The organism is Pseudomonas sp. 8O (genome assembly GCF_902506495.1).
In the GTDB taxonomy this organism is placed as follows: Bacteria; Pseudomonadota; Gammaproteobacteria; order Pseudomonadales; family Pseudomonadaceae; genus Aquipseudomonas; species Aquipseudomonas chaetocerotis.
On record NZ_LR733265.1, the window covers coordinates 99,216 to 116,315 of the forward strand.

The 17,100-nt window shown below is 63.8% G+C and carries 13 protein-coding genes and 2 pseudogenes; 9 read left to right on the forward strand and 6 right to left on the reverse strand.

Annotation, left to right across the window (positions count from 1 at the left end; all coding sequences use genetic code 11):
• Nucleotides 1–86 precede the first annotated feature (86 nt).
• Nucleotides 87–1,526 (reverse strand): dihydropyrimidinase, encoded by a 1,440-nt coding sequence (hydA, locus tag GV002_RS14065; protein ID WP_160019008.1) that lies wholly within the window; start codon nucleotides 1,524–1,526, stop codon nucleotides 87–89.
• A 576-nt stretch (nucleotides 1,527–2,102) separates the two neighbouring features.
• Here hydA and GV002_RS14070 point away from each other — a divergent pair.
• From GV002_RS14070 to GV002_RS14090, 6 genes and pseudogenes are all read left to right on the forward strand, one after another.
• Complete coding sequence (locus tag GV002_RS14070) at nucleotides 2,103–3,590, forward strand: NCS1 family nucleobase:cation symporter-1 (RefSeq protein ID WP_160019009.1); 1,488 nt, start codon at nucleotides 2,103–2,105, stop codon at nucleotides 3,588–3,590.
• Nucleotides 3,591–3,671: 81 nt separating this feature from the next.
• Entirely contained in the window at nucleotides 3,672–4,955 is a 1,284-nt protein-coding gene (locus GV002_RS14075) for a Zn-dependent hydrolase (protein WP_160019010.1), read from the forward strand.
• Nucleotides 4,956–5,052: 97 nt separating this feature from the next.
• Complete coding sequence (locus GV002_RS14080) at nucleotides 5,053–5,439, forward strand: MAPEG family protein (protein WP_160019011.1); 387 nt, start codon at nucleotides 5,053–5,055, stop codon at nucleotides 5,437–5,439.
• Between the two features lie 312 nt (nucleotides 5,440–5,751).
• Nucleotides 5,752–6,351, forward strand: a pseudogene (locus GV002_RS24625) (type IV pili methyl-accepting chemotaxis transducer N-terminal domain-containing protein); the annotation flags it as partial.
• 261 nt (nucleotides 6,352–6,612) lie between these two features.
• Nucleotides 6,613–7,209, forward strand: a pseudogene (locus tag GV002_RS24630) (methyl-accepting chemotaxis protein); the annotation flags it as partial.
• 110 nt (nucleotides 7,210–7,319) lie between these two features.
• Nucleotides 7,320–7,769, forward strand: coding sequence for a c-type cytochrome (locus GV002_RS14090; protein WP_160019013.1), 450 nt, complete (start codon nucleotides 7,320–7,322; stop codon nucleotides 7,767–7,769).
• Here GV002_RS14090 and GV002_RS14095 read toward each other — a convergent pair.
• The gene (locus GV002_RS14095) at nucleotides 7,763–8,158 is read right to left on the reverse strand and encodes a DUF1090 domain-containing protein (protein WP_160019014.1); all 396 of its coding nucleotides are present in this window, start codon (nucleotides 8,156–8,158) and stop codon (nucleotides 7,763–7,765) included. The two genes, GV002_RS14090 and GV002_RS14095, sit on opposite strands and share 7 nt — an antisense overlap.
• An 84-nt stretch (nucleotides 8,159–8,242) precedes the next feature.
• Entirely contained in the window at nucleotides 8,243–9,934 is a 1,692-nt protein-coding gene (gene ligB / locus GV002_RS14100) for an NAD-dependent DNA ligase LigB (protein WP_160019015.1), read from the reverse strand.
• A gap of 215 nt (nucleotides 9,935–10,149) precedes the next feature.
• On the opposite strand from ligB, the gene GV002_RS14105 reads away from it, so the two are divergent.
• A complete protein-coding gene (locus GV002_RS14105) occupies nucleotides 10,150–10,461 on the forward strand; it encodes a hypothetical protein (RefSeq protein WP_160019016.1) in 312 nt (103 codons plus the stop codon).
• 62 nt (nucleotides 10,462–10,523) lie between these two features.
• Here the strand turns inward: GV002_RS14105 and metK are convergent, their stop codons facing one another.
• The 3 genes from metK to GV002_RS14120 all read right to left on the reverse strand — a co-directional run bounded on the left by metK (nucleotide 10,524) and on the right by GV002_RS14120 (nucleotide 13,671).
• Complete coding sequence (metK, locus tag GV002_RS14110; protein ID WP_160019017.1) at nucleotides 10,524–11,714, reverse strand: methionine adenosyltransferase; 1,191 nt, start codon at nucleotides 11,712–11,714, stop codon at nucleotides 10,524–10,526.
• Nucleotides 11,715–12,716 carry an ArsR/SmtB family transcription factor gene (locus tag GV002_RS14115; RefSeq protein WP_160019018.1) on the reverse strand — a complete coding sequence of 334 codons (1,002 nt, stop codon included), beginning with the start codon at nucleotides 12,714–12,716 and terminating at the stop codon, nucleotides 11,715–11,717.
• Nucleotides 12,717–12,789: 73 nt separating this feature from the next.
• On the reverse strand, nucleotides 12,790–13,671 hold the full coding sequence (locus GV002_RS14120) for a LysR family transcriptional regulator (RefSeq protein ID WP_160019019.1): 882 nt from the start codon (nucleotides 13,669–13,671) through the stop codon (nucleotides 12,790–12,792).
• Between the two features lie 110 nt (nucleotides 13,672–13,781).
• Here GV002_RS14120 and GV002_RS14125 point away from each other — a divergent pair, with 110 nt between their 5' ends.
• Nucleotides 13,782–14,936 (forward strand): TDT family transporter, encoded by a 1,155-nt coding sequence (locus GV002_RS14125; protein ID WP_160019020.1) that lies wholly within the window; start codon nucleotides 13,782–13,784, stop codon nucleotides 14,934–14,936.
• Nucleotides 14,937–15,045: 109 nt separating this feature from the next.
• Entirely contained in the window at nucleotides 15,046–17,046 is a 2,001-nt protein-coding gene (tkt, locus tag GV002_RS14130) for a transketolase (protein WP_160019021.1), read from the forward strand.
• The last annotated feature ends 54 nt before the right edge of the window (nucleotides 17,047–17,100 follow it).

Genomic DNA, 17,100 nt, shown 5'->3' on the forward strand with positions numbered 1-17,100 from the left:
GGGCCGGGCAGCGTTCCGCTTTAGCCGCGACAGCTCCTGAGCTATCCAGATGAAGCCCCTCCCACAGGTTCTTCTGTGTCCCTGACTTAGCGCTCGACGGCAGTCGGACGGTTCTGTTCGGCGCGCTTGCTCAGCAGGTCGAACACCGCCGGGTAGGCCGGTCGCTCGACATAGCGGCCGGCGCCACGTTCGGCGCGCAGCTCGCCATCGACCCAGACCAGTTTGCCGGCGCTGATGGTGTGACTGGGTACGCCGCGCACGGTCTTGCCTTCGAAGATGTTGAAGTCGACCTGCTGGTGATGGGTTTTCGCCGAGATGGTCCGTGTGCCTTGCGGGTCCCATAGGACCAGGTCGGCATCGGCACCGACCTGCAGCGCGCCCTTGCGCGGGTAAATGTTGAAGATCTTCGCGGTGTTGGTGCTGGTCAGCGCGACGAAGTCATTGATCGACAGCTTGCCGCTGCCCACCCCTTCATCCCAGAGCACCGCCATACGGTCCTCGATGCCGGCGGTGCCGTTGGGGATCTTGCTGAAGTCATCACGCCCGGCGGCTTTCTGTTCGGCGCAGAAGCAGCAGTGGTCGGTGGCGGTGGTGTGCAGGTTGCCCGACTGCAGGCCACGCCACAGGGCCTGCTGATGGCCGCGCGGGCGGAACGGTGGACTCATCACATAGCCGGCAGCGGTCTGCCAGTCGGGGTGGCGGTACACGCTGTCGTCCAGCAGCAGGTGGCCGGCGAGCACCTCGCCGTACACAGGCTGGCCCTTGGCGCGGGCGTAGGTGATTTCATCCAGGGCTTCCTGGGTCGAGACATGCACCAGATAAAGCGGTGTACCCAGGGTCTCGGCGATGCGGATGGCGCGACTGGCGGCTTCGCCTTCGACCTGCGAGGGCCGCGACAGCGGGTGAGCTTCCGGACCGGTCAGTCCCTGCGCGAGCAGCTTCTGCTGCAGGTGATAGACCAGTTCGCCGTTCTCCGCATGCACGGTGGGCACTGCGCCCAGTTCGAGGCAGCGCTCGAAGCTCGCCACCAGGGTGTCGTCGGCGGCCATGATGGCGTTCTTGTAGGCCATGAAGTGCTTGAAGCTGTTGACCCCGAACTTCGTCACCAGCTCGCCCATCTCGGCGGCGACCTGCTCGCTCCACCAGGTGATGGCGACGTGGAAACCGTAGTCAGACGCGGATTTCTTCGCCCAGTCGCGCCAGGTGTGGAAGGCGTCCAGCAAGGATTGCTGCGGATTGGGAATCACGAAATCGATGATCGAGGTGGTGCCACCGGCCAGGCCTGCAGCGGTACCGCTGAAGAAGTCCTCGCTGGCCACCGTACCCATGAAGGGCAATTGCATATGGGTATGCGGGTCGATGCCGCCGGGCATCAGGTACTGGCCGCTGCCGTCGAGTACCTGGCAGCCCGCGGGGGCGTCGAGGTTGTCGCCAATGGCCTGGATCAGGCCGTCTGCGCACAGCACATCGGCGCGGTAGCTTTGCTCATGGGTGACCAGGGTGGCGCCACGGATCAACAGCGACATGGTGGGTTCCTCGCAGGCTGGCCGATGCGTGTCGGCTCTTGGCTTTCTGGTGCTGACGAGGGGCAATGTCCATTCCTGTCAGCTGTGACAAGAACAGAATCTAGTTGCAGTAATCGGATTGGGCAAGATTATTTTTTGATCAGATTTTATTTATTTAAGTATTTGAAAATTAAAGATAAAAACTAAAAATCACCAAAATGGTGAGGGCTCTCACCATTTTGACGCACTTGACAGAATGACAATATGGTCAAGATTTCTCATGGAAAATCAGCCGCTTGTGTCTTGGCATTGCGCGGCCTTGGGCGGCGAAAAAAATTCGCTTGCACCAGTTTGAATCCTGACTGACAGGACAAGCCGCCCCGAGGATGTCGGTGGCGTGTGCTGGCGGCGCCTTTGGATTCAGATAAAACGTTTTCAGATCAGATGCTTAATGTGTTCAAGCAGGCAGGATGCAGGTCCCGCCGGGGAATGCGGCACGCTTATTGAGTGGCGCTGCCCCCGTGCTGGCCGGCTACTGAACTCCGGCCATCGAATTAGCCCGATGCGCTAACAATCAGAAAAATACTGGAGAGGCCCATGCAACAGAGCAGATCGGAAGTGACCGAGCGGGAGGGCTTGTATGAGCTGAACGCTGGCAGCGACGTACTCGACAGCGCGCGCTACAACCATGACATCGCCCCGACCAAGGTGCATCAGCGAACCTGGAACAAGTGGCACATCACCGCGCTGTGGGTCGGCATGTCGATCTGCGTGCCCACCTACACCCTGGGCGGTGTACTCACCGCCTACTTCGGCCTGTCGGTGGGCGAGGCACTGCTGGCGATCCTGCTGGCCAACGTCGTGGTGCTGATCCCGCTGACACTCAACGCCTTTGCCGGCACCAAGTACGGCATCCCCTTCCCGGTATTGTTGCGCTCCTCGTTCGGCATACTCGGTTCCAACGTGCCCTGCCTGATTCGCGCCGTGGTGGCCTGCGGCTGGTTCGGTATTCAGACTCTGTTCGGTGGCCTGGCGATCCACCTGCTGCTGGGTTCGATTTTCGAGAGTTGGAAGGCGCTCGGCGGCACCGGCGAGGTGATCGGTTTCATGATCTTCTGGGTACTCAACCTGTGGATCGTGCTGCGCGGCGCCGAGTCGATCAAGTGGCTGGAAACCCTGTCCGCACCGCTGCTGGTGTTGGTTGGCGCCGGTCTGCTGGTGTGGGCATTGCCCAACGTGTCGATGAGCGAACTGCTGGCGCAGCCGGCCAATCGTCCCGAGGGTGCCAGCGTCACCGGTTACTTTCTCGCCGGGCTGACCGCCATGGTCGGCTTCTGGGCCACCCTGTCGTTGAATATCCCCGACTTCAGCCGCTACGCGAAGAGCCAGAAGGACCAGATTCTCGGGCAGATCTTCGGTCTGCCGCTGACCATGTTCCTCTTCGCCGCTCTCGGCGTGGTGATGACCGCCGCCTCGGAAGGTCTGGTGGGGCAGACGGTGGCCGACCCGGTCAGCCTGATCGGCCATATCCAGAGCCCCGGGTGGGTCGCTCTGGCCATGGCGTTGATCATCGTCGCCACGCTGTCGACCAACACGGCGGCGAACATCGTTTCGCCGACCAATGATTTCCAGAACATCGCGCCCAAGCTGATCGACCGCACCAAGGCGGTGATCCTCACCGGCCTGATCGGTCTCGGCCTGATGGGCCACGAGCTGTTGAAGAAGCTCGGTCTGCTGGTCTCAGAGCTGAGCCTGGAGAGCGTGTATTCCAACTGGTTGCTGGGTTACTCCAGCCTGCTCGGGCCGATTGCCGGGATCATGGTGGTCGACTACTTCCTGATCAAGAAACAGCAACTGGACCTGGCCGGGCTGTACCGCGATGACGTCTACCCGGCGTGGAACTGGATCGGCTTCGCCGCCTTCGCCGTACCTGTAGCGCTGACCCTGCTGTCGCTGGGCAGTAACGCCTTCAGCTGGTTCTACGACTACGGCTGGTTTACCGGCTCCTTCCTGGGCGGCTTGATCTACTTCGGTTTGTGCAGCCTGCGTAGCGCACAGCCGGTGGTGGCCAAGGCGCCGGTTTAAGGCAACAGCAGCATGACTCAGCACACGCGCCTCGCTGCGGCGGGCGCGTCACAGACAACCAGAGAGGCCGAGGAAATAACCATGAAAACTGCCACCGAGGTTCTGCAATCCAGCCAGCCGCACGTCAACGGCGACCGCCTGTGGCAATCGCTGATGGAGTTGGCGCAGCTCGGCGCCACCGCCAAGGGCGGGGTCTGTCGCCTGGCCCTGACCGACCTCGACCGCCAGGCGCGCGACCTGTTCGTGCGCTGGTGCGAGGAGGCTGGCTGCACCGTCACGGTCGATGGCGTCGGCAACATCTTCGCTCGACGTCCCGGACGCAACGCAGCTCTGGCTCCGGTGATGACCGGCAGCCATATCGACACCCAGCCCACTGGCGGCAAGTTCGACGGCTGCTTCGGCGTATTGGCTGGTGTAGAGGTGCTGCGTACTCTCAACGACCTGGGCATACAGACCGAAGCGCCGCTGGAAGTGGTGGTGTGGACCAACGAGGAAGGCTCGCGCTTCGCCCCCTGCATGATGGGCTCCGGGGTGTTCGCCGAGAAGTTCACCCTGGAGGAAACCCTGGCCAAGCGCGACGCCGAAGACATCAGTGTCGGCGAGGCGCTGAACGCCATCGGCTACGCCGGGTCACGGGCGGTGAGCGGCCATGCGGTGGGCGCCTATTTCGAGGCGCATATCGAGCAGGGGCCGATTCTCGAGGATCAGGGCAAGACCATTGGCGTGGTGCTCGGTGCGCTCGGGCAGAAGTGGTTCGACCTTACGCTCAGGGGCGTCGAAGCCCACGCCGGGCCGACGCCGATGCACCTGCGCAAGGACGCTCTGGTCGGCGCTGCGGCCGTGGTCGCAGCGGTCAACCGGGTGGCGCTGGAGCATCAACCGCATGCCTGCGGCACGGTCGGTTGTCTGCAGGCCTACCCCGGTTCGCGCAATGTGATTCCCGGTGAGGTACGCATGACCCTGGACTTCCGCCATCTGCAGCCGGAACGCCTGGATTCGATGATCGAGGCGGTGCGTGGGGTGATCGAGGCAACCTGTGCCAAGCATGGCCTGAGTTTCGAGCTGACGCCGACCGCGGACTTCCCGCCGCTGTATTTCGACCTGGGCTGCGTCGAGGCGGTGCGCGGCGCGGCAGCCGGGTTGGGGTTATCGCATATGGATATCGTCAGCGGCGCCGGGCATGACGCGATCTTCCTCGCCGAGTTGGGCCCGGCCGGGATGATCTTCGTGCCGTGCGAGGGTGGTATCAGCCACAACGAAATCGAGAACGCCGCGCCAGCGGACCTGTCCGCCGGCTGCGCGGTGTTGCTGCGCGCCATGCTCGCTGCCTCCGTGGCACTGGCAGAGGGCAAGCTGGCGGCATGATTGGCCGAATCGCCATCGACTTGGGCGGTGGCAGTCATGGACGCCCGTTCCTGGTCGGGACAAGCTGCACACTCCATTACCGAGCTGCGGAGCCTCCATGACCCTTGCCTACTGGTGCGTGCTGATTGCCATCTTTCTGCCCTACCTGGGTACTGCTTCAGCCAAGTTCCTTGGCCCCGGCTACGGACCGCGCGCCAATCAGGATCCGCGGGCGTTCCTGAGTACCCTGGAGGGCTGGCGCAAGCGCGCCAACAACGCCCAGCTCAACGGCTTTGAGGTAACCCCGGCGTTCGCTGCCGCGGTGATCATCGCCCACCAGGCCGGCGGTGCCGAGCAGGGGCTGCTCGACCAGTTGGCCGTGGCCTTCATCGTCAGCCGCGTGCTGTATTTCATCTGCTATCTGGCTGACTGGGGTCCGGTGCGCTCGCTGGTGTGGTTCGCCGGGATGGGGCTGATCGCGGCGTTGTTCGTGGTGTCCGCATAGTCGACGCTTGCTGTCGACTCTGAAGGAGGAGCTGAAAAGGCGCGTGACCTATCAGTCATTGCGCCGTTCTGGTGCGTTTTATGAGGTCAATCAGCCTGTAGGGCGGCTGGCCGCTGGCCACATTCTTGCTTGCTCCTGGTTATTTGGCGGGGTTTCCCGCCGTCTGCCAGGGAGCCTCTCATGTCCGCCACCGCCTTTTTCGACCGCCTGCTCTGCGCCATCGGCCTGCGCACGCTGAATCAGCAGTTTCTGTTTTCCTATGCGCTGATGTTTCTGCTTGCGGTGGTCGCCTCGGTGGCGCTGTACCTGAGCATGTCGGTGTCACCGGAGACCATCAATGTCGCCGGCGCGCAGCGCATGCTCAGCCAGAAGATGACCAAGGAGGCGCTGTTGCTGCGCGAAGGCGTCCTGCCTGCAGCGACGCTGGAAGCCACCATGGCGCAGTTCGATGCCGCCCATCGCGACCTGTTGAGTGGCAACGCGGCGCGCAATATCAGCGCCATCGCCGAGCCCAGCGTCCAGGCGCAGATGAACAAGGTCGGTGGCCTCTGGCAGGGCTTTCGTTCTCAGCTGCAGCGCGTTGTTGCAGGCGATGTGGCAGTCGATCTCAAGGCCCTCGAGCAGCAGTCGGTCGAGCTGCTGCGCGAGATGAACCAGGCCGTCGGCTTGATGGCGGCGCACGCTGAAGGCAGCCAGCGCCGCCAGATGTGGCTGGCGTTCGGTTGCGTGCTGGGCATTCTGGCGCTGGTGGTGCTGGGCCGTCAGTTCGGCCTGCGCCCGCTGATGCACAACCTCAATGCGGTGGAGGGGGCGCTGACCCGGGTTGGCTCCGGCGACTTCACGCGTAGCCTGGACGGTCGTCAGGGTGACAACGAGATCGGCCGCATCTTCGCGGGCTACAACCGCATGCAGGAGCAGGTGCGTGGCTTGCTGGCGGAGGTCAAGCGCAGCGGTGAGCGTACCGGGGAGCATGTCGGCAATGTGGTCGGTGCCGCGCAATCGGCAGGCGATGGCGTGCGGCGCCAATACGAGGATCTCGATCAGGTAGCCACCGCGATGAACGAGATGAGCGCCACCGTGGCCGAGGTCGCGCGTCACGCTGCTCATGCTGCCGAGTCGGCGCACAGTGCCGATGATTGTGCGCAGAGTGGCAAGCAGGTGGTGCAGCGCAGTGCGGAGCAGATCGCCGAGCTGGTGGAACAGCTGCAGCGCAGTGGCGAGCAGGTACAACGCCTGGAGGCCGAAACCGGTGGTGTCGGCAAGGTGCTCGAAGTGATCACTGGCATCGCCGAGCAGACCAACCTGCTGGCGCTCAACGCAGCCATCGAGGCCGCGCGCGCCGGCGAGGCAGGGCGTGGCTTTGCTGTGGTCGCCGACGAGGTGCGCACCTTGGCCAGCCGTACCCAGAAGTCCACCGGCGAAATCCAGGCGATCATCCAGCGTTTACAGGGTGGTGCGCGCGATGCGGTTCTGGCGATGCAACGCAGCGCAGCTCTGGCCGACGGCAACCTTCAGCATATTCGTCAGGCCAGCGAGTCACTGGAGACCATCGTCGGGGCGGTGGATGGCATCAATGCCCTGAACGCGCAGATCGCCACGGCCGCAGAACAGCAGAGCCAGGTGGCGCAGGAGATCGACCAGCGGGTAACGCACATCTCCAGCCTGGCCGAGCGCAGCCAGGGCGAGACCGAGAGTGTGGTGCAAGTCAGTGCGCAGATTCAGGGCGAGGTGCAGCAGCTCAACAGCCAACTGGGGCGCTTCCGTACCTGACCCTGGCTGACCAGCGCATACAAACGACAGCTGTTGTGACATGAGGTCGCTTGGCCCGACCGGGGCGAGCCGCGATACTGGCGCCCCCTTGTCGCCCGGAAGTCGTGTCGATGCCCCTGAAGAAACGCCTGCTGCTCACCTGCGTCTGCCTGACCCTGGCCGCCTGTGGTGGGGTCGACCCCAATTCACCGTTGGGCAAGCGCCAGACAGCGTTCAAGGAGATGCTCAAGGTCAGCGAAGACCTCGGTGGGATGCTGCGCGGCCGCATTCCCTACGACGAGTCTGCTTTCATCACTGGCGCCGGCAAGCTGGAGCGCCTGTCGCGCGAGCCTTGGCAGCACTTTCCACAGGTCCGCGACGACGAGCGCAGCAAGGCCAACCCTGAAGTCTGGCAGCGCCAGGAGCAGTTCCAGTCGATGGCACGCGATCTGGAGCAGGCCACCGCCGCGCTGGTGCAGGCCGCGACCACTCCGCCGCTACGCCGCTCCGAGCTGGAGCCGGCGATGCAGACCATCGAGGATAGTTGCGAGGCATGCCACAAGGCGTTCCGCGCTTACTGATCGGCGCGCGCTTCGGCCTCGGCCTGCTGCAGCTCGGCGCGTGCCTCGGCCAGTTTGGCCTGACGCTTGGCGATCTTCTCCTGATCACCCTTGCCCATCGCCTCGCGCAGATCCATCTCGCGCTCCTGCACCGCCTCTCGGGCTTCCTTGACGGTGGCCAGGCGCTCCTTGTGCAGTGAAGCGTCATCGCAATGGGCATCGACATTACCCAGTGCTCTTTGCAGTCCATCCAATTCTCGCGAGTTGCCACTCTTGTGCGCTGCGTCGATCTTCTCCTGGAGCACCTGGCGTTTGGCGGCGCAGCCGCTGTCGCCTTCGGCGGCCAGAATCGGTGTGGCGTTCAGGTTGGCGGCCAGCAGCAGGCCGAGCAAAGCGGTTTGACGAATCATGGTCTCTCCTCGTGAGGGTCTACTTCGAAGTGACCCTGGTTGTTGCGCGAGGTTCGACCCGATTGGACCATTGGTTGATCTGGGTCAGCCGCGCGGTGAATTTTCCTGCGGCCTGAAACCGACAGTGCCGGCTTGCTGCAGACGCTCGCCCAGGCGCTGAACCTCCGGGTGGCTGAAGAACGCCACCAGGCGCTCAGCACTCTTCTGGTTCACGCCGGGTTGCTGCATCCATTCGGCGTGGCTGCGAGTCAGTAGCGTGGCCCAGTCATCCTCCGCGCCGAGCTTGAAACCAGACGGTGCGCCGAGTGCCTGCAGCCATTGTTGCAGTGGGCGCTGTCGGGCCTGGGCGAAGGCCTGCAGCAGCTGTGAGGCGCGTCGTGGGCCGATACCTGGCAGCTGTTGCAGGTGTTCGCTATCGAGTTCCAGCCAATCGAGCAGACCATCCAGTTTCTGCCCCGCCAATAGCGTGCTCCAGGTGCCGGGTCCTACACCGGTCAGGTTCAGTCCCTGCTTGCCGGCGAGCCAGTTCAAGCGTGCCTGGAACTGTTGCTGACATTCGTCGTTGAAGCGCCAGCAACTCAGGGCGTGGTATCGATTGGGGTCCGGTGCGTACACTGCTGCGCGCTCCGGGCTGCGCCAGATCACCTGGTCGAGACGCGGAATGGTCAGGCCGGCCAGGCGTATCGCAACCTGATCACCAGGGCGTATGTCCAGTTTCTCCCAGATCTGCAGCGAGCCGAGGGCAATCCGGCTGATCCGCCGCTCGTCGAGGTCAACCGGCTGCAGGCGCAGAACCGGCGTGATACGACCACTGCGGCCGATGTTGAACTCCACAGCCTGCACCACGGCCAGTGCCTGGCTGACCGGGTACTTCCAGGCGACCGCCCAGTGCGGCGCTTCTGCCCGCCAGCGTTCTCCGGGTGGCCGTATGCCTTGGCGTAGCACCACGCCGTCGCTGGCGAACGGTAGCGGCTCATCGAACCAGTGCTGGCGCCAGCGGCGGGCATCCTCGGCGCTTTTGAGCGGCTGGGTGTAGCGCAGGCTGTCGCTGAAGCCCAACTCCTGCAGGGCTTGCAGGCGCTCGGGCATGTTCGCCGGGCCGTCCGGCCAATCCCAGACGAACAGGCCGATGGCATTGGCCTGCTGCTCATCGAGCGTCTGTCGCGCCATCGATCCAGCTGCCTTGCCACGGGCGCCTGCACCTCCGTCGATGCCTTGCACGTGATTGTCCAGACGCCAGTAAAGCTCGCCCTGCAGCACGGCATCGAGTGGCCTCTGCAGGCGCGCGGGAATGGCCGACAGTTGCCGCGCGCGGGCTGTCCAGTCCTGGCCGCGGCTCCCGTCGCCACGGCTGATGGCTTGTTGCAGTACGCCGCCACGGTAGACCAGGGTGACCGCGACGCCGTCGACCTTGGGCTGAATCCACAGATCGCTGCGCTTGTTGACCCATTCGAACACGGCCGCTTCGTTCAGTTTGCGCAGTCCGGTCTGCGGCACCGGGTGCGTGATCGTTCCAGTGCTGCCAGCCAGTGGGTCTGGCAATGCCGTGCGGGCAGTCGCAAAGCACTGATGCCAGGTTTGCAGGCGCTCGCGTGCTTGGTCGTAGATTTCGTCGGCCACCGGCGAGCTACCGTGATTATGGTAGGCGTCGTCCCACTCGGCGATCTGCTGACTGAGTGCAGCAAGTTCGGACGTGCCCCGACTGGCTGGCCAGTCGGGGCAAGGGGTGGCCTGGGCGACCAGTGGAAGGAGTAGCAGCAGCAGGGCACGTTTCATCGCGGAGCTTCCTTGCTCAAGGTATTCACTGAGCCTAGCAGGCTGTATGGGTATTCGCTGAGCCTCTGCAGCTAAGCCACGGATATTGTTCGGTTTTTCTTGTTGCCTGGCTATGTGGGTGATAGATTCGCGCACCTTTTCTACCCCCAAACAAATGGATTTGCCCGGCGGGGGCGCATGGACAGCCGGGCCTCAACCCTCAGAGGTCTTCACCGATGCGTATTGTTTCCGTTGCCTGTTTCGCCGCTCTGGCCTTCGCCGTTCTGCCTGCTCATGCTGCCGAGGTCGCCGCGATCCAGGCTAAATGTCAGGAGCAGATGGCTGCCAATCAGGACGGTCTGGCTCAGATCAAACAGTTGGCGGCACTGGCTGGCAACGACAAGGCCAGCGAAACCCTGGCTTCGCTTGATGGTGGCTGTGAGCGTCTCAGTGCTGAATCCGACGCCTCCACTCAGGCTGCTGCACCTGATCAGCTTAATGCCACCAAGGATGCACTCAAGGGCCTGAGTTCGATGTTCGGCAAATAAGCCCTCAGGCACGAAAAAGCCCCGCCAGATCGCTCTGGCGGGGCTTTTTCATTTTCAGGGGCTTACAGGCCGGCAGCGGCGCGCAGGTCGGCAGCCTTGTCGGTGCGTTCCCAGGTAAAGGTGGTGAAGCTGTCGTCGCCGACGATCTTGGATTGCGGCGTGCGGCCGAAGTGGCCGTAAGCTGCGGTGTCCTGATACATCGGGTGCAGCAGGTCGAGCATCTTGGTGATGGCGTAGGGGCGCAGGTCGAACACGTCACGCACCAGTTTGATGATCTTCTCTTCGGCGATCTTGTGGGTGCCGAAGGTGTTGATCGAGATGGAGGTCGGCTGGGCCACGCCGATGGCGTAGGACACCTGGATCTCGCAGCGCTCGGCCAGGCCGGCAGCGACGATGTTCTTGGCCACGTAGCGGCCTGCATAGGCAGCGCTGCGATCGACCTTGGACGGGTCCTTGCCGGAGAAGGCGCCGCCGCCGTGGCGGGCCATGCCGCCGTAGCTGTCGACGATGATCTTGCGCCCGGTCAGGCCGCAGTCACCCACCGGGCCGCCGATGATGAACTGGCCGGTCGGGTTGATGTGGAACTGGGTGTCCTTGTGCAGCAGCTCGGCCGGCAGTACGTGCTTGACGATCAGCTCCATCACACCTTCGCGCAGGTCGTCGTATTTCACTTCCGGGTTGTGCTGGGTGGACAGCACCACTGCGTCGATGGCAACGACTTTGCCGTTCTCGTAACGGCAGGTGACCTGGGATTTGGCGTCCGGGCGCAGCCATGGCAGCAGGCCGGACTTGCGCGCTTCGGACTGACGCTCGACCAGGCGGTGCGAGAAGCAGATCGGCGCTGGCATCAGCACGTCGGTTTCGTTGCTGGCGTAGCCGAACATCAGGCCCTGGTCGCCAGCACCCTGATCTTCTGGCTTGGCGCGGTCGACGCCCTGGTTGATGTCCGGAGACTGCTTGCCGATGATATTGAGCACGCCGCAGGTGGCGCCATCGAAGCCAACGTCGGAGCTGGTGTAGCCGATGTCGCAGATCACGTCGCGAACGATCTGCTCCAGGTCGACCCAGGCGCTGGTGGTGACTTCACCGGCAACGATGGCCACACCCGTCTTGACCAGGGTTTCCACGGCCACGCGGGCGTGTTTGTCCTGGGTGATGATGGCGTCGAGCACCGCATCGGAGATCTGGTCGGCGATCTTGTCCGGATGCCCTTCGGACACGGACTCGGAGGTAAACAGGGAATATTCGCTCATCTATCGGTTCCTTTCTTGCCGGAGGCTGAAGGCGCTGTGCGCATCGGGTTTGGCAAAGTGCCGTAATTGAATCTGAAAGCCGTTTTTCAGGCCTATGTAGAGGCTTTCGCCGGGTGTCAGGCCGGCGGCCGTCGCCCAGCGCGCCAGGTCTTCCTGTTCGAAACCGAGCCACAGGTCGCCGCAGGCTTCGCGCGCCCAGCTCTGGTCGTGGCTGCACAGTTCGCTGAGCAGCAGGCTGCCGCCGGGGGCGACCAAGGCGGCCAGCTTGCGAAAGGCTTCGGCCGGCGTGGCGAAGTGGTGCAGAACCATGTTCAGCACCACGCAATCGGCCGTGACTGGCGCGTCCTGCAGCGCATCGGCCAGTTTCAGCTCGACGTTATCCAGGCCCTCGGCGGCGCAGCGTTGGCTGGCCAGTTCGAGCATCGCCGGGCTGTTGTCCAGTGCGGTGACCTGGGCGAAGCGCCGCGCCAGTTCGGGCAGGAAGGCACCATCGCCAGGCCCGATTTCCAGCGCCGTGGCGTCCGGCGCGAAATGCAGGGCGTCGAGCAGTGCCAGCAGGCTGTCGCGGTACTGCGGCAAACCTGCGATCAGATCCTGCTGTGCCTGGAAGCTGGTGGCCATGCGCGCGAAGAAGTCGCGGCTGACGGTGGCGCGTTGCTGATGCACGGCGGCAATGCGCGTTTGCACATCGCCGGGCAATGGCAGTTCGTCGATATCGTCCAGCAGGGCGGCGTGCAAGCGGCTATTGGGCAGGGCGCGGCGGTAGAAGATCGCATTGCCTTCACGACGCGTGGCCACCAGGCCGGCCTGGGCCAGGACCTTGAGGTGATGGCTCATGCCTGACTGACCAATGGCGAAGATCTGCGCCAGTTCCAGGACGCCAAATGAATCGTTGCTCAGGGTGCGCAGCACGCTCAGGCGCAGCGGATCTCCGCCGGCCTTGCACAGGGCGGCGAGCTCGTCGCAGGGGTCGAATTCCAACTGGGGTGCGCGCAGGGTCATGGTGGCGCAGTCTAGTCGGTCATTTTTCATACAGCAATACCAATATCAAAAAGTTTTGATATTGGATTCGTGGCTAGCCTGGAGCCTGGCTCAACTGCAGAAAGGCTGCGGGGGCCGGGCTCAGGCTGGTGCCGAGTCGCCACAGTACATGCAGTTCACGCTCGATCTGCAGGTCCTGCACTGCCAAACGCTGCAGTTCGCCGCTGGCCAGTTCACGTTCGACCACCCGCTGCGACAGCCAGGCGATGCCCTTGCCGTCGGTGAGAAGGCGCTTGAGCGCCTCGGTGCTGCCGATGGCCATGCCGGCCTCTGGCTCCAATCCGTGGTCGCGATAGGCCTGCTCGATGCTGGCGCGAGCACCTGAGCCGGGTTCGCGCATGTACAGCGGGTACGTCTGCAGGTCGCGGGCCTCAAGGCGCTCGGCCCTGGCCAGCGGGTGCAGCGGCGATACCACCGGAAGCAGGGCATCGCGTGCCAACAGGTGATGCGCGTAGTCGGCCTGTGCGAACGGGCCTTCGACGAAGCCCAGGCTGATGCGGCCTTCGTCCAGTTGCCGGGTCACGACGTCGGTGTTGCTTACTTCCAGGCTGACGAATATCTGTGGATGCAGGGCGCGGAAGCGCGTGAGGAGTGGCGGCAGCAGGTAGGAGCCGAGCGTGGCGCTGGCGCCCAGGTGCAGCTCGCCCTGTTCCAGTTGGGCAAAGTCGCGCAGATCGCGTTCGGCAGCGCGCTCCAGGGCGAAAATGCGTCGCGCGTAGTCATGCAGGCGCAGGCCGCCTTCGGTCAGTCGCACGCCGCGTGGCTGGCGATCGAACAGGCGCAGGTCGAGGCTGGCTTCGAGATCGCGAATTTCCCGCGTTACGGCAGGCTGACTGATGTGCAGGCGTTCGGCGCCGGCGCTGATGCTGCCGGCTTCTGCCACGGCCAGAAAAACCTTCAGGTGATGGAGATTCATGGTTTATGCATAAAAGAAAAGTATGGATTGAATGCTGAATATGTATTTTTCATATGGCAAGCCAATTCTTACCCTTGCGCCATCACTCATGTCACGGGACCACCCGATTCATGCCGCGCCCCTTCAGTCGTCTACCCGAGCCCCTGGCTTTCATTCGTCATTTCACCCCCAGCTGGTTCGCCATGACCATGGGCACCGGTGTGCTGGCGCTGGTGATCGCTCATCTGCCCTGGCATCTGCCGGGAATGTCGATGCTCGCCGAGGGGCTGTGGTTTGTCGCAGTCGGCCTGTTCGCTCTGTTCAGCCTGTTGTTTCTGCTGCGTCTGGTGCTGTTTCGCGACACCGTCTGGCCGATGCTGCTGCATCCGGTGCAATCGATGTTCCTTGGCGCCATTCCCATGGGGTTGGCGGTGCTGATCAAGGGCTTGCTGCTGTTCGGTGTGCCGCGCTGGGGCGAAGGGATCTACGTGCTGGCCCATGCACTGTGGTGGCTGGACGCGGCGCTGGCGCTGCTCGGCGCCTTGTTGGTTCCTTATCTGATGTTCACCCGCCAGCATCATGCGCTGGAGAAGCTCACCGCGGTCTGGCTGCTACCTATCGTCGCACCGGAGGTCGCCGCCAGCACGGCAGGGGCGCTGGCGCCGCATCTGGCGGCCGAGGCGGCGCAACAGTTGCTGGTGGCCGGTTTCGTGCTCTGGGGATTGTCGCTGTCGCTGGCGTTCTCGCTGATCACTCTGGTGCTGCTGCGCCTGGCCCTGCACAAATTGCCGGATACCGATTTCGCCGCCACCAGCTGGCTGCCGCTGGGGCCGCTGGCTACCGGTTGTCTGGGGCTTCTGAGCATGGGGCAGGCGGCGCCGCTGGCTTTTGCCGGTACGCCACTGGTCAGCGCCGCCGAGCTGGCGCGGGATCTCGGTCTGATCGGCGGCCTGGCCTTGTGGGGCGCTGGGCTGTGGTGGCTGGTGATCGCTACGCTGTTCACCCGTCACTACATTCGCGACAACATGCCGTTCAACCTCGGCTGGTGGGGTTTTACCTTTCCGCTGGGTGTATTCGCCCTGGCCACCTTCGAGCTGCAGGCCGCGACCGGTTTGAGCCTGTTCGCCTTCATCGGTCTGCTGCTGGCGGTGCAACTGGCGGCGGTCTGGACGCTGGTGTTCAGTCGCACGCTCGCCGGCGTCTGGCATGGCGAGTTGTTTCAGGCGCCCTGCCTGGGTGGGCCGGGCAGCCCGGCGGTGAGCGTTCTGAGCGAACAGGCGGGCTGATTTGGTCTCTACGACCATCTGTCATTGCCCCATGGGGGTCGGCTGGGCGAAAATAGGCGTCTTTTTTCGCCCCCTTCATTCAGAAGCAGCCCCCGTAGGAGATTCAGCGATGCCCAGCCGTCGTGAGCGAGCCAATGCCATTCGTGCCCTGAGCATGGATGCCGTGCAGAAAGCCAACAGCGGCCACCCCGGTGCCCCCATGGGTATGGCGGACATCGCCGAAGTGCTGTGGCGCGACTACCTCAAGCACAACCCGAGCAACCCGAACTTCGCTGATCGTGACCGCTTCGTGCTGTCCAACGGTCATGGCTCGATGCTGATCTATTCGCTGCTGCACCTGACTGGCTACGACCTCGGCATCGAAGACCTCAAGCAGTTCCGCCAGCTGCACAGTCGTACCCCGGGCCACCCGGAATACGGTTACACCCCGGGTGTCGAGACCACCACCGGCCCGCTCGGCCAGGGCATTGCCAACGCCGTCGGCTTCGCCATCGCCGAGAAGGTGCTGGGCGCGCAGTTCAACCGCGAAGGTCACAACATCGTCGACCACAACACCTACGTGTTTCTCGGTGACGGCTGCATGATGGAAGGCATCAGCCACGAAGTCTGCTCGCTGGCCGGTACCCTGGGCCTGGGCAAGCTGATCGCCTTCTACGACGACAACGGCATCTCCATCGACGGTGAAGTCGAGGGCTGGTTCACCGACGACACGCCAAAGCGCTTCGAAGCCTACGGCTGGCAGGTGATCCGCAACGTCGACGGCCATGACGCCGAAGAGATCAAGATGGCCATCGAGACCGCGCGCAAGAGCGTGGACCAGCCGACCCTGATCTGCTGCAAGACCACCATCGGCTTCGGTTCGCCGAACAAGCAGGGCAAGGAAGAGTGCCACGGTGCCCCGCTGGGCAACGACGAAATCGCCCTGACCCGCGCCGCGCTGGGCTGGAACCATGGCCCGTTCGAAATCCCGGCCGAGATCTATGCCGAGTGGGACGCCAAGGCCGCTGGTGCTGCCGCCGAAGCCGCCTGGAACGATAAGTTTGCCGCCTACGCCGCTGCCCATCCTGAACTGGCCGCCGAGTTCAAGCGCCGCATTGCCGGTGAACTGCCGGCCGATTTTGCCGAGAAGGCCGCGGCCTACATCAAGGACGTCGCCGAGAAGGGCGAGACCATCGCCAGCCGCAAGGCCAGCCAGAACGCGCTGAATGCCTTCGGCCCGCTGCTGCCGGAATTTCTCGGCGGTTCGGCCGACCTGGCCGGCTCCAACCTGACCCTGTGGAAGGGCTGCAAGGGCGTATCTGCCGAAGATGCGTCCGGCAACTACATGTTCTACGGCGTTCGCGAGTTCGGCATGAGCGCCATCATGAACGGTATCGCCCTGCATGGCGGTTTCGTGCCTTACGGTGCGACCTTCCTGATCTTCATGGAATATGCGCGCAACGCCGTGCGCATGTCCGCGCTGATGAAGAAGCGTGTGCTGTACGTGTTCACCCACGACTCCATCGGCCTTGGCGAAGATGGCCCGACCCACCAGCCGATCGAGCAACTGGCCAGCCTGCGTGGCACGCCAAACCTCGATACCTGGCGCCCGGCCGATGCCGTGGAGTCCGCCGTGGCCTGGAAGTACGCCATCGAGCGCGCCGACGGCCCGAGCGCCCTGGTGTTCAGCCGCCAGAATCTGCCGCACCAAGCACGCGACGCCCAGCAACTGGCCGATGTCGCTCGCGGTGGCTACGTACTGAAAGACAGCGGCGGCGAGCCGGAGCTGATTCTGATCGCCACCGGTTCGGAAGTCGGTCTGGCCGTGGCGGCCTACGACAAGCTGACCGCCGCCGGCCGCAAGGTGCGCGTGGTGTCGATGCCCTCCACCAGCGTGTTCGACGCTCAGGACGCCGGCTACAAGCAGGACGTGCTGCCGCTGCAGGTAAGTGCGCGCATCGCCATCGAGGCCTCGCACGCCGACTACTGGTACAAGTACGTGGGCCTGGAAGGTCGCATCATCGGCATGACCAGCTTCGGTGAGTCGGCCCCGGCTCCCGCACTGTTCGAGCACTTCGGCTTCACTGTCGACAACATCGTCGCCACTGCCGAAGAACTGCTGGACGCCTGAGCGAGAACGACGCTGTAGCGGTGGATCAGGGCGCGTAGCTGACGTTCTGTTGAT

Bases quoted from the DNA above. Each gene is read 5' to 3' on its own strand.
- hydA (WP_160019008.1), bottom strand. From the start codon at position 1,526: ATGTCGCTGTTGATCCGTGGCGCCACCCTGGTCACCCATGAGCAAAGC.
- GV002_RS14070 (WP_160019009.1), top strand. From the start codon at position 2,103: ATGCAACAGAGCAGATCGGAAGTGACCGAGCGGGAGGGCTTGTATGAG.
- GV002_RS14075 (WP_160019010.1), top strand. From the start codon at position 3,672: ATGAAAACTGCCACCGAGGTTCTGCAATCCAGCCAGCCGCACGTCAAC.
- GV002_RS14080 (WP_160019011.1), top strand. From the start codon at position 5,053: ATGACCCTTGCCTACTGGTGCGTGCTGATTGCCATCTTTCTGCCCTAC.
- GV002_RS14090 (WP_160019013.1), top strand. From the start codon at position 7,320: ATGCCCCTGAAGAAACGCCTGCTGCTCACCTGCGTCTGCCTGACCCTG.
- GV002_RS14095 (WP_160019014.1), bottom strand. From the start codon at position 8,158: ATGATTCGTCAAACCGCTTTGCTCGGCCTGCTGCTGGCCGCCAACCTG.
- ligB (WP_160019015.1), bottom strand. From the start codon at position 9,934: ATGAAACGTGCCCTGCTGCTGCTACTCCTTCCACTGGTCGCCCAGGCC.
- GV002_RS14105 (WP_160019016.1), top strand. From the start codon at position 10,150: ATGCGTATTGTTTCCGTTGCCTGTTTCGCCGCTCTGGCCTTCGCCGTT.
- metK (WP_160019017.1), bottom strand. From the start codon at position 11,714: ATGAGCGAATATTCCCTGTTTACCTCCGAGTCCGTGTCCGAAGGGCAT.
- GV002_RS14115 (WP_160019018.1), bottom strand. From the start codon at position 12,716: ATGACCCTGCGCGCACCCCAGTTGGAATTCGACCCCTGCGACGAGCTC.
- GV002_RS14120 (WP_160019019.1), bottom strand. From the start codon at position 13,671: ATGAATCTCCATCACCTGAAGGTTTTTCTGGCCGTGGCAGAAGCCGGC.
- GV002_RS14125 (WP_160019020.1), top strand. From the start codon at position 13,782: ATGCCGCGCCCCTTCAGTCGTCTACCCGAGCCCCTGGCTTTCATTCGT.
- tkt (WP_160019021.1), top strand. From the start codon at position 15,046: ATGCCCAGCCGTCGTGAGCGAGCCAATGCCATTCGTGCCCTGAGCATG.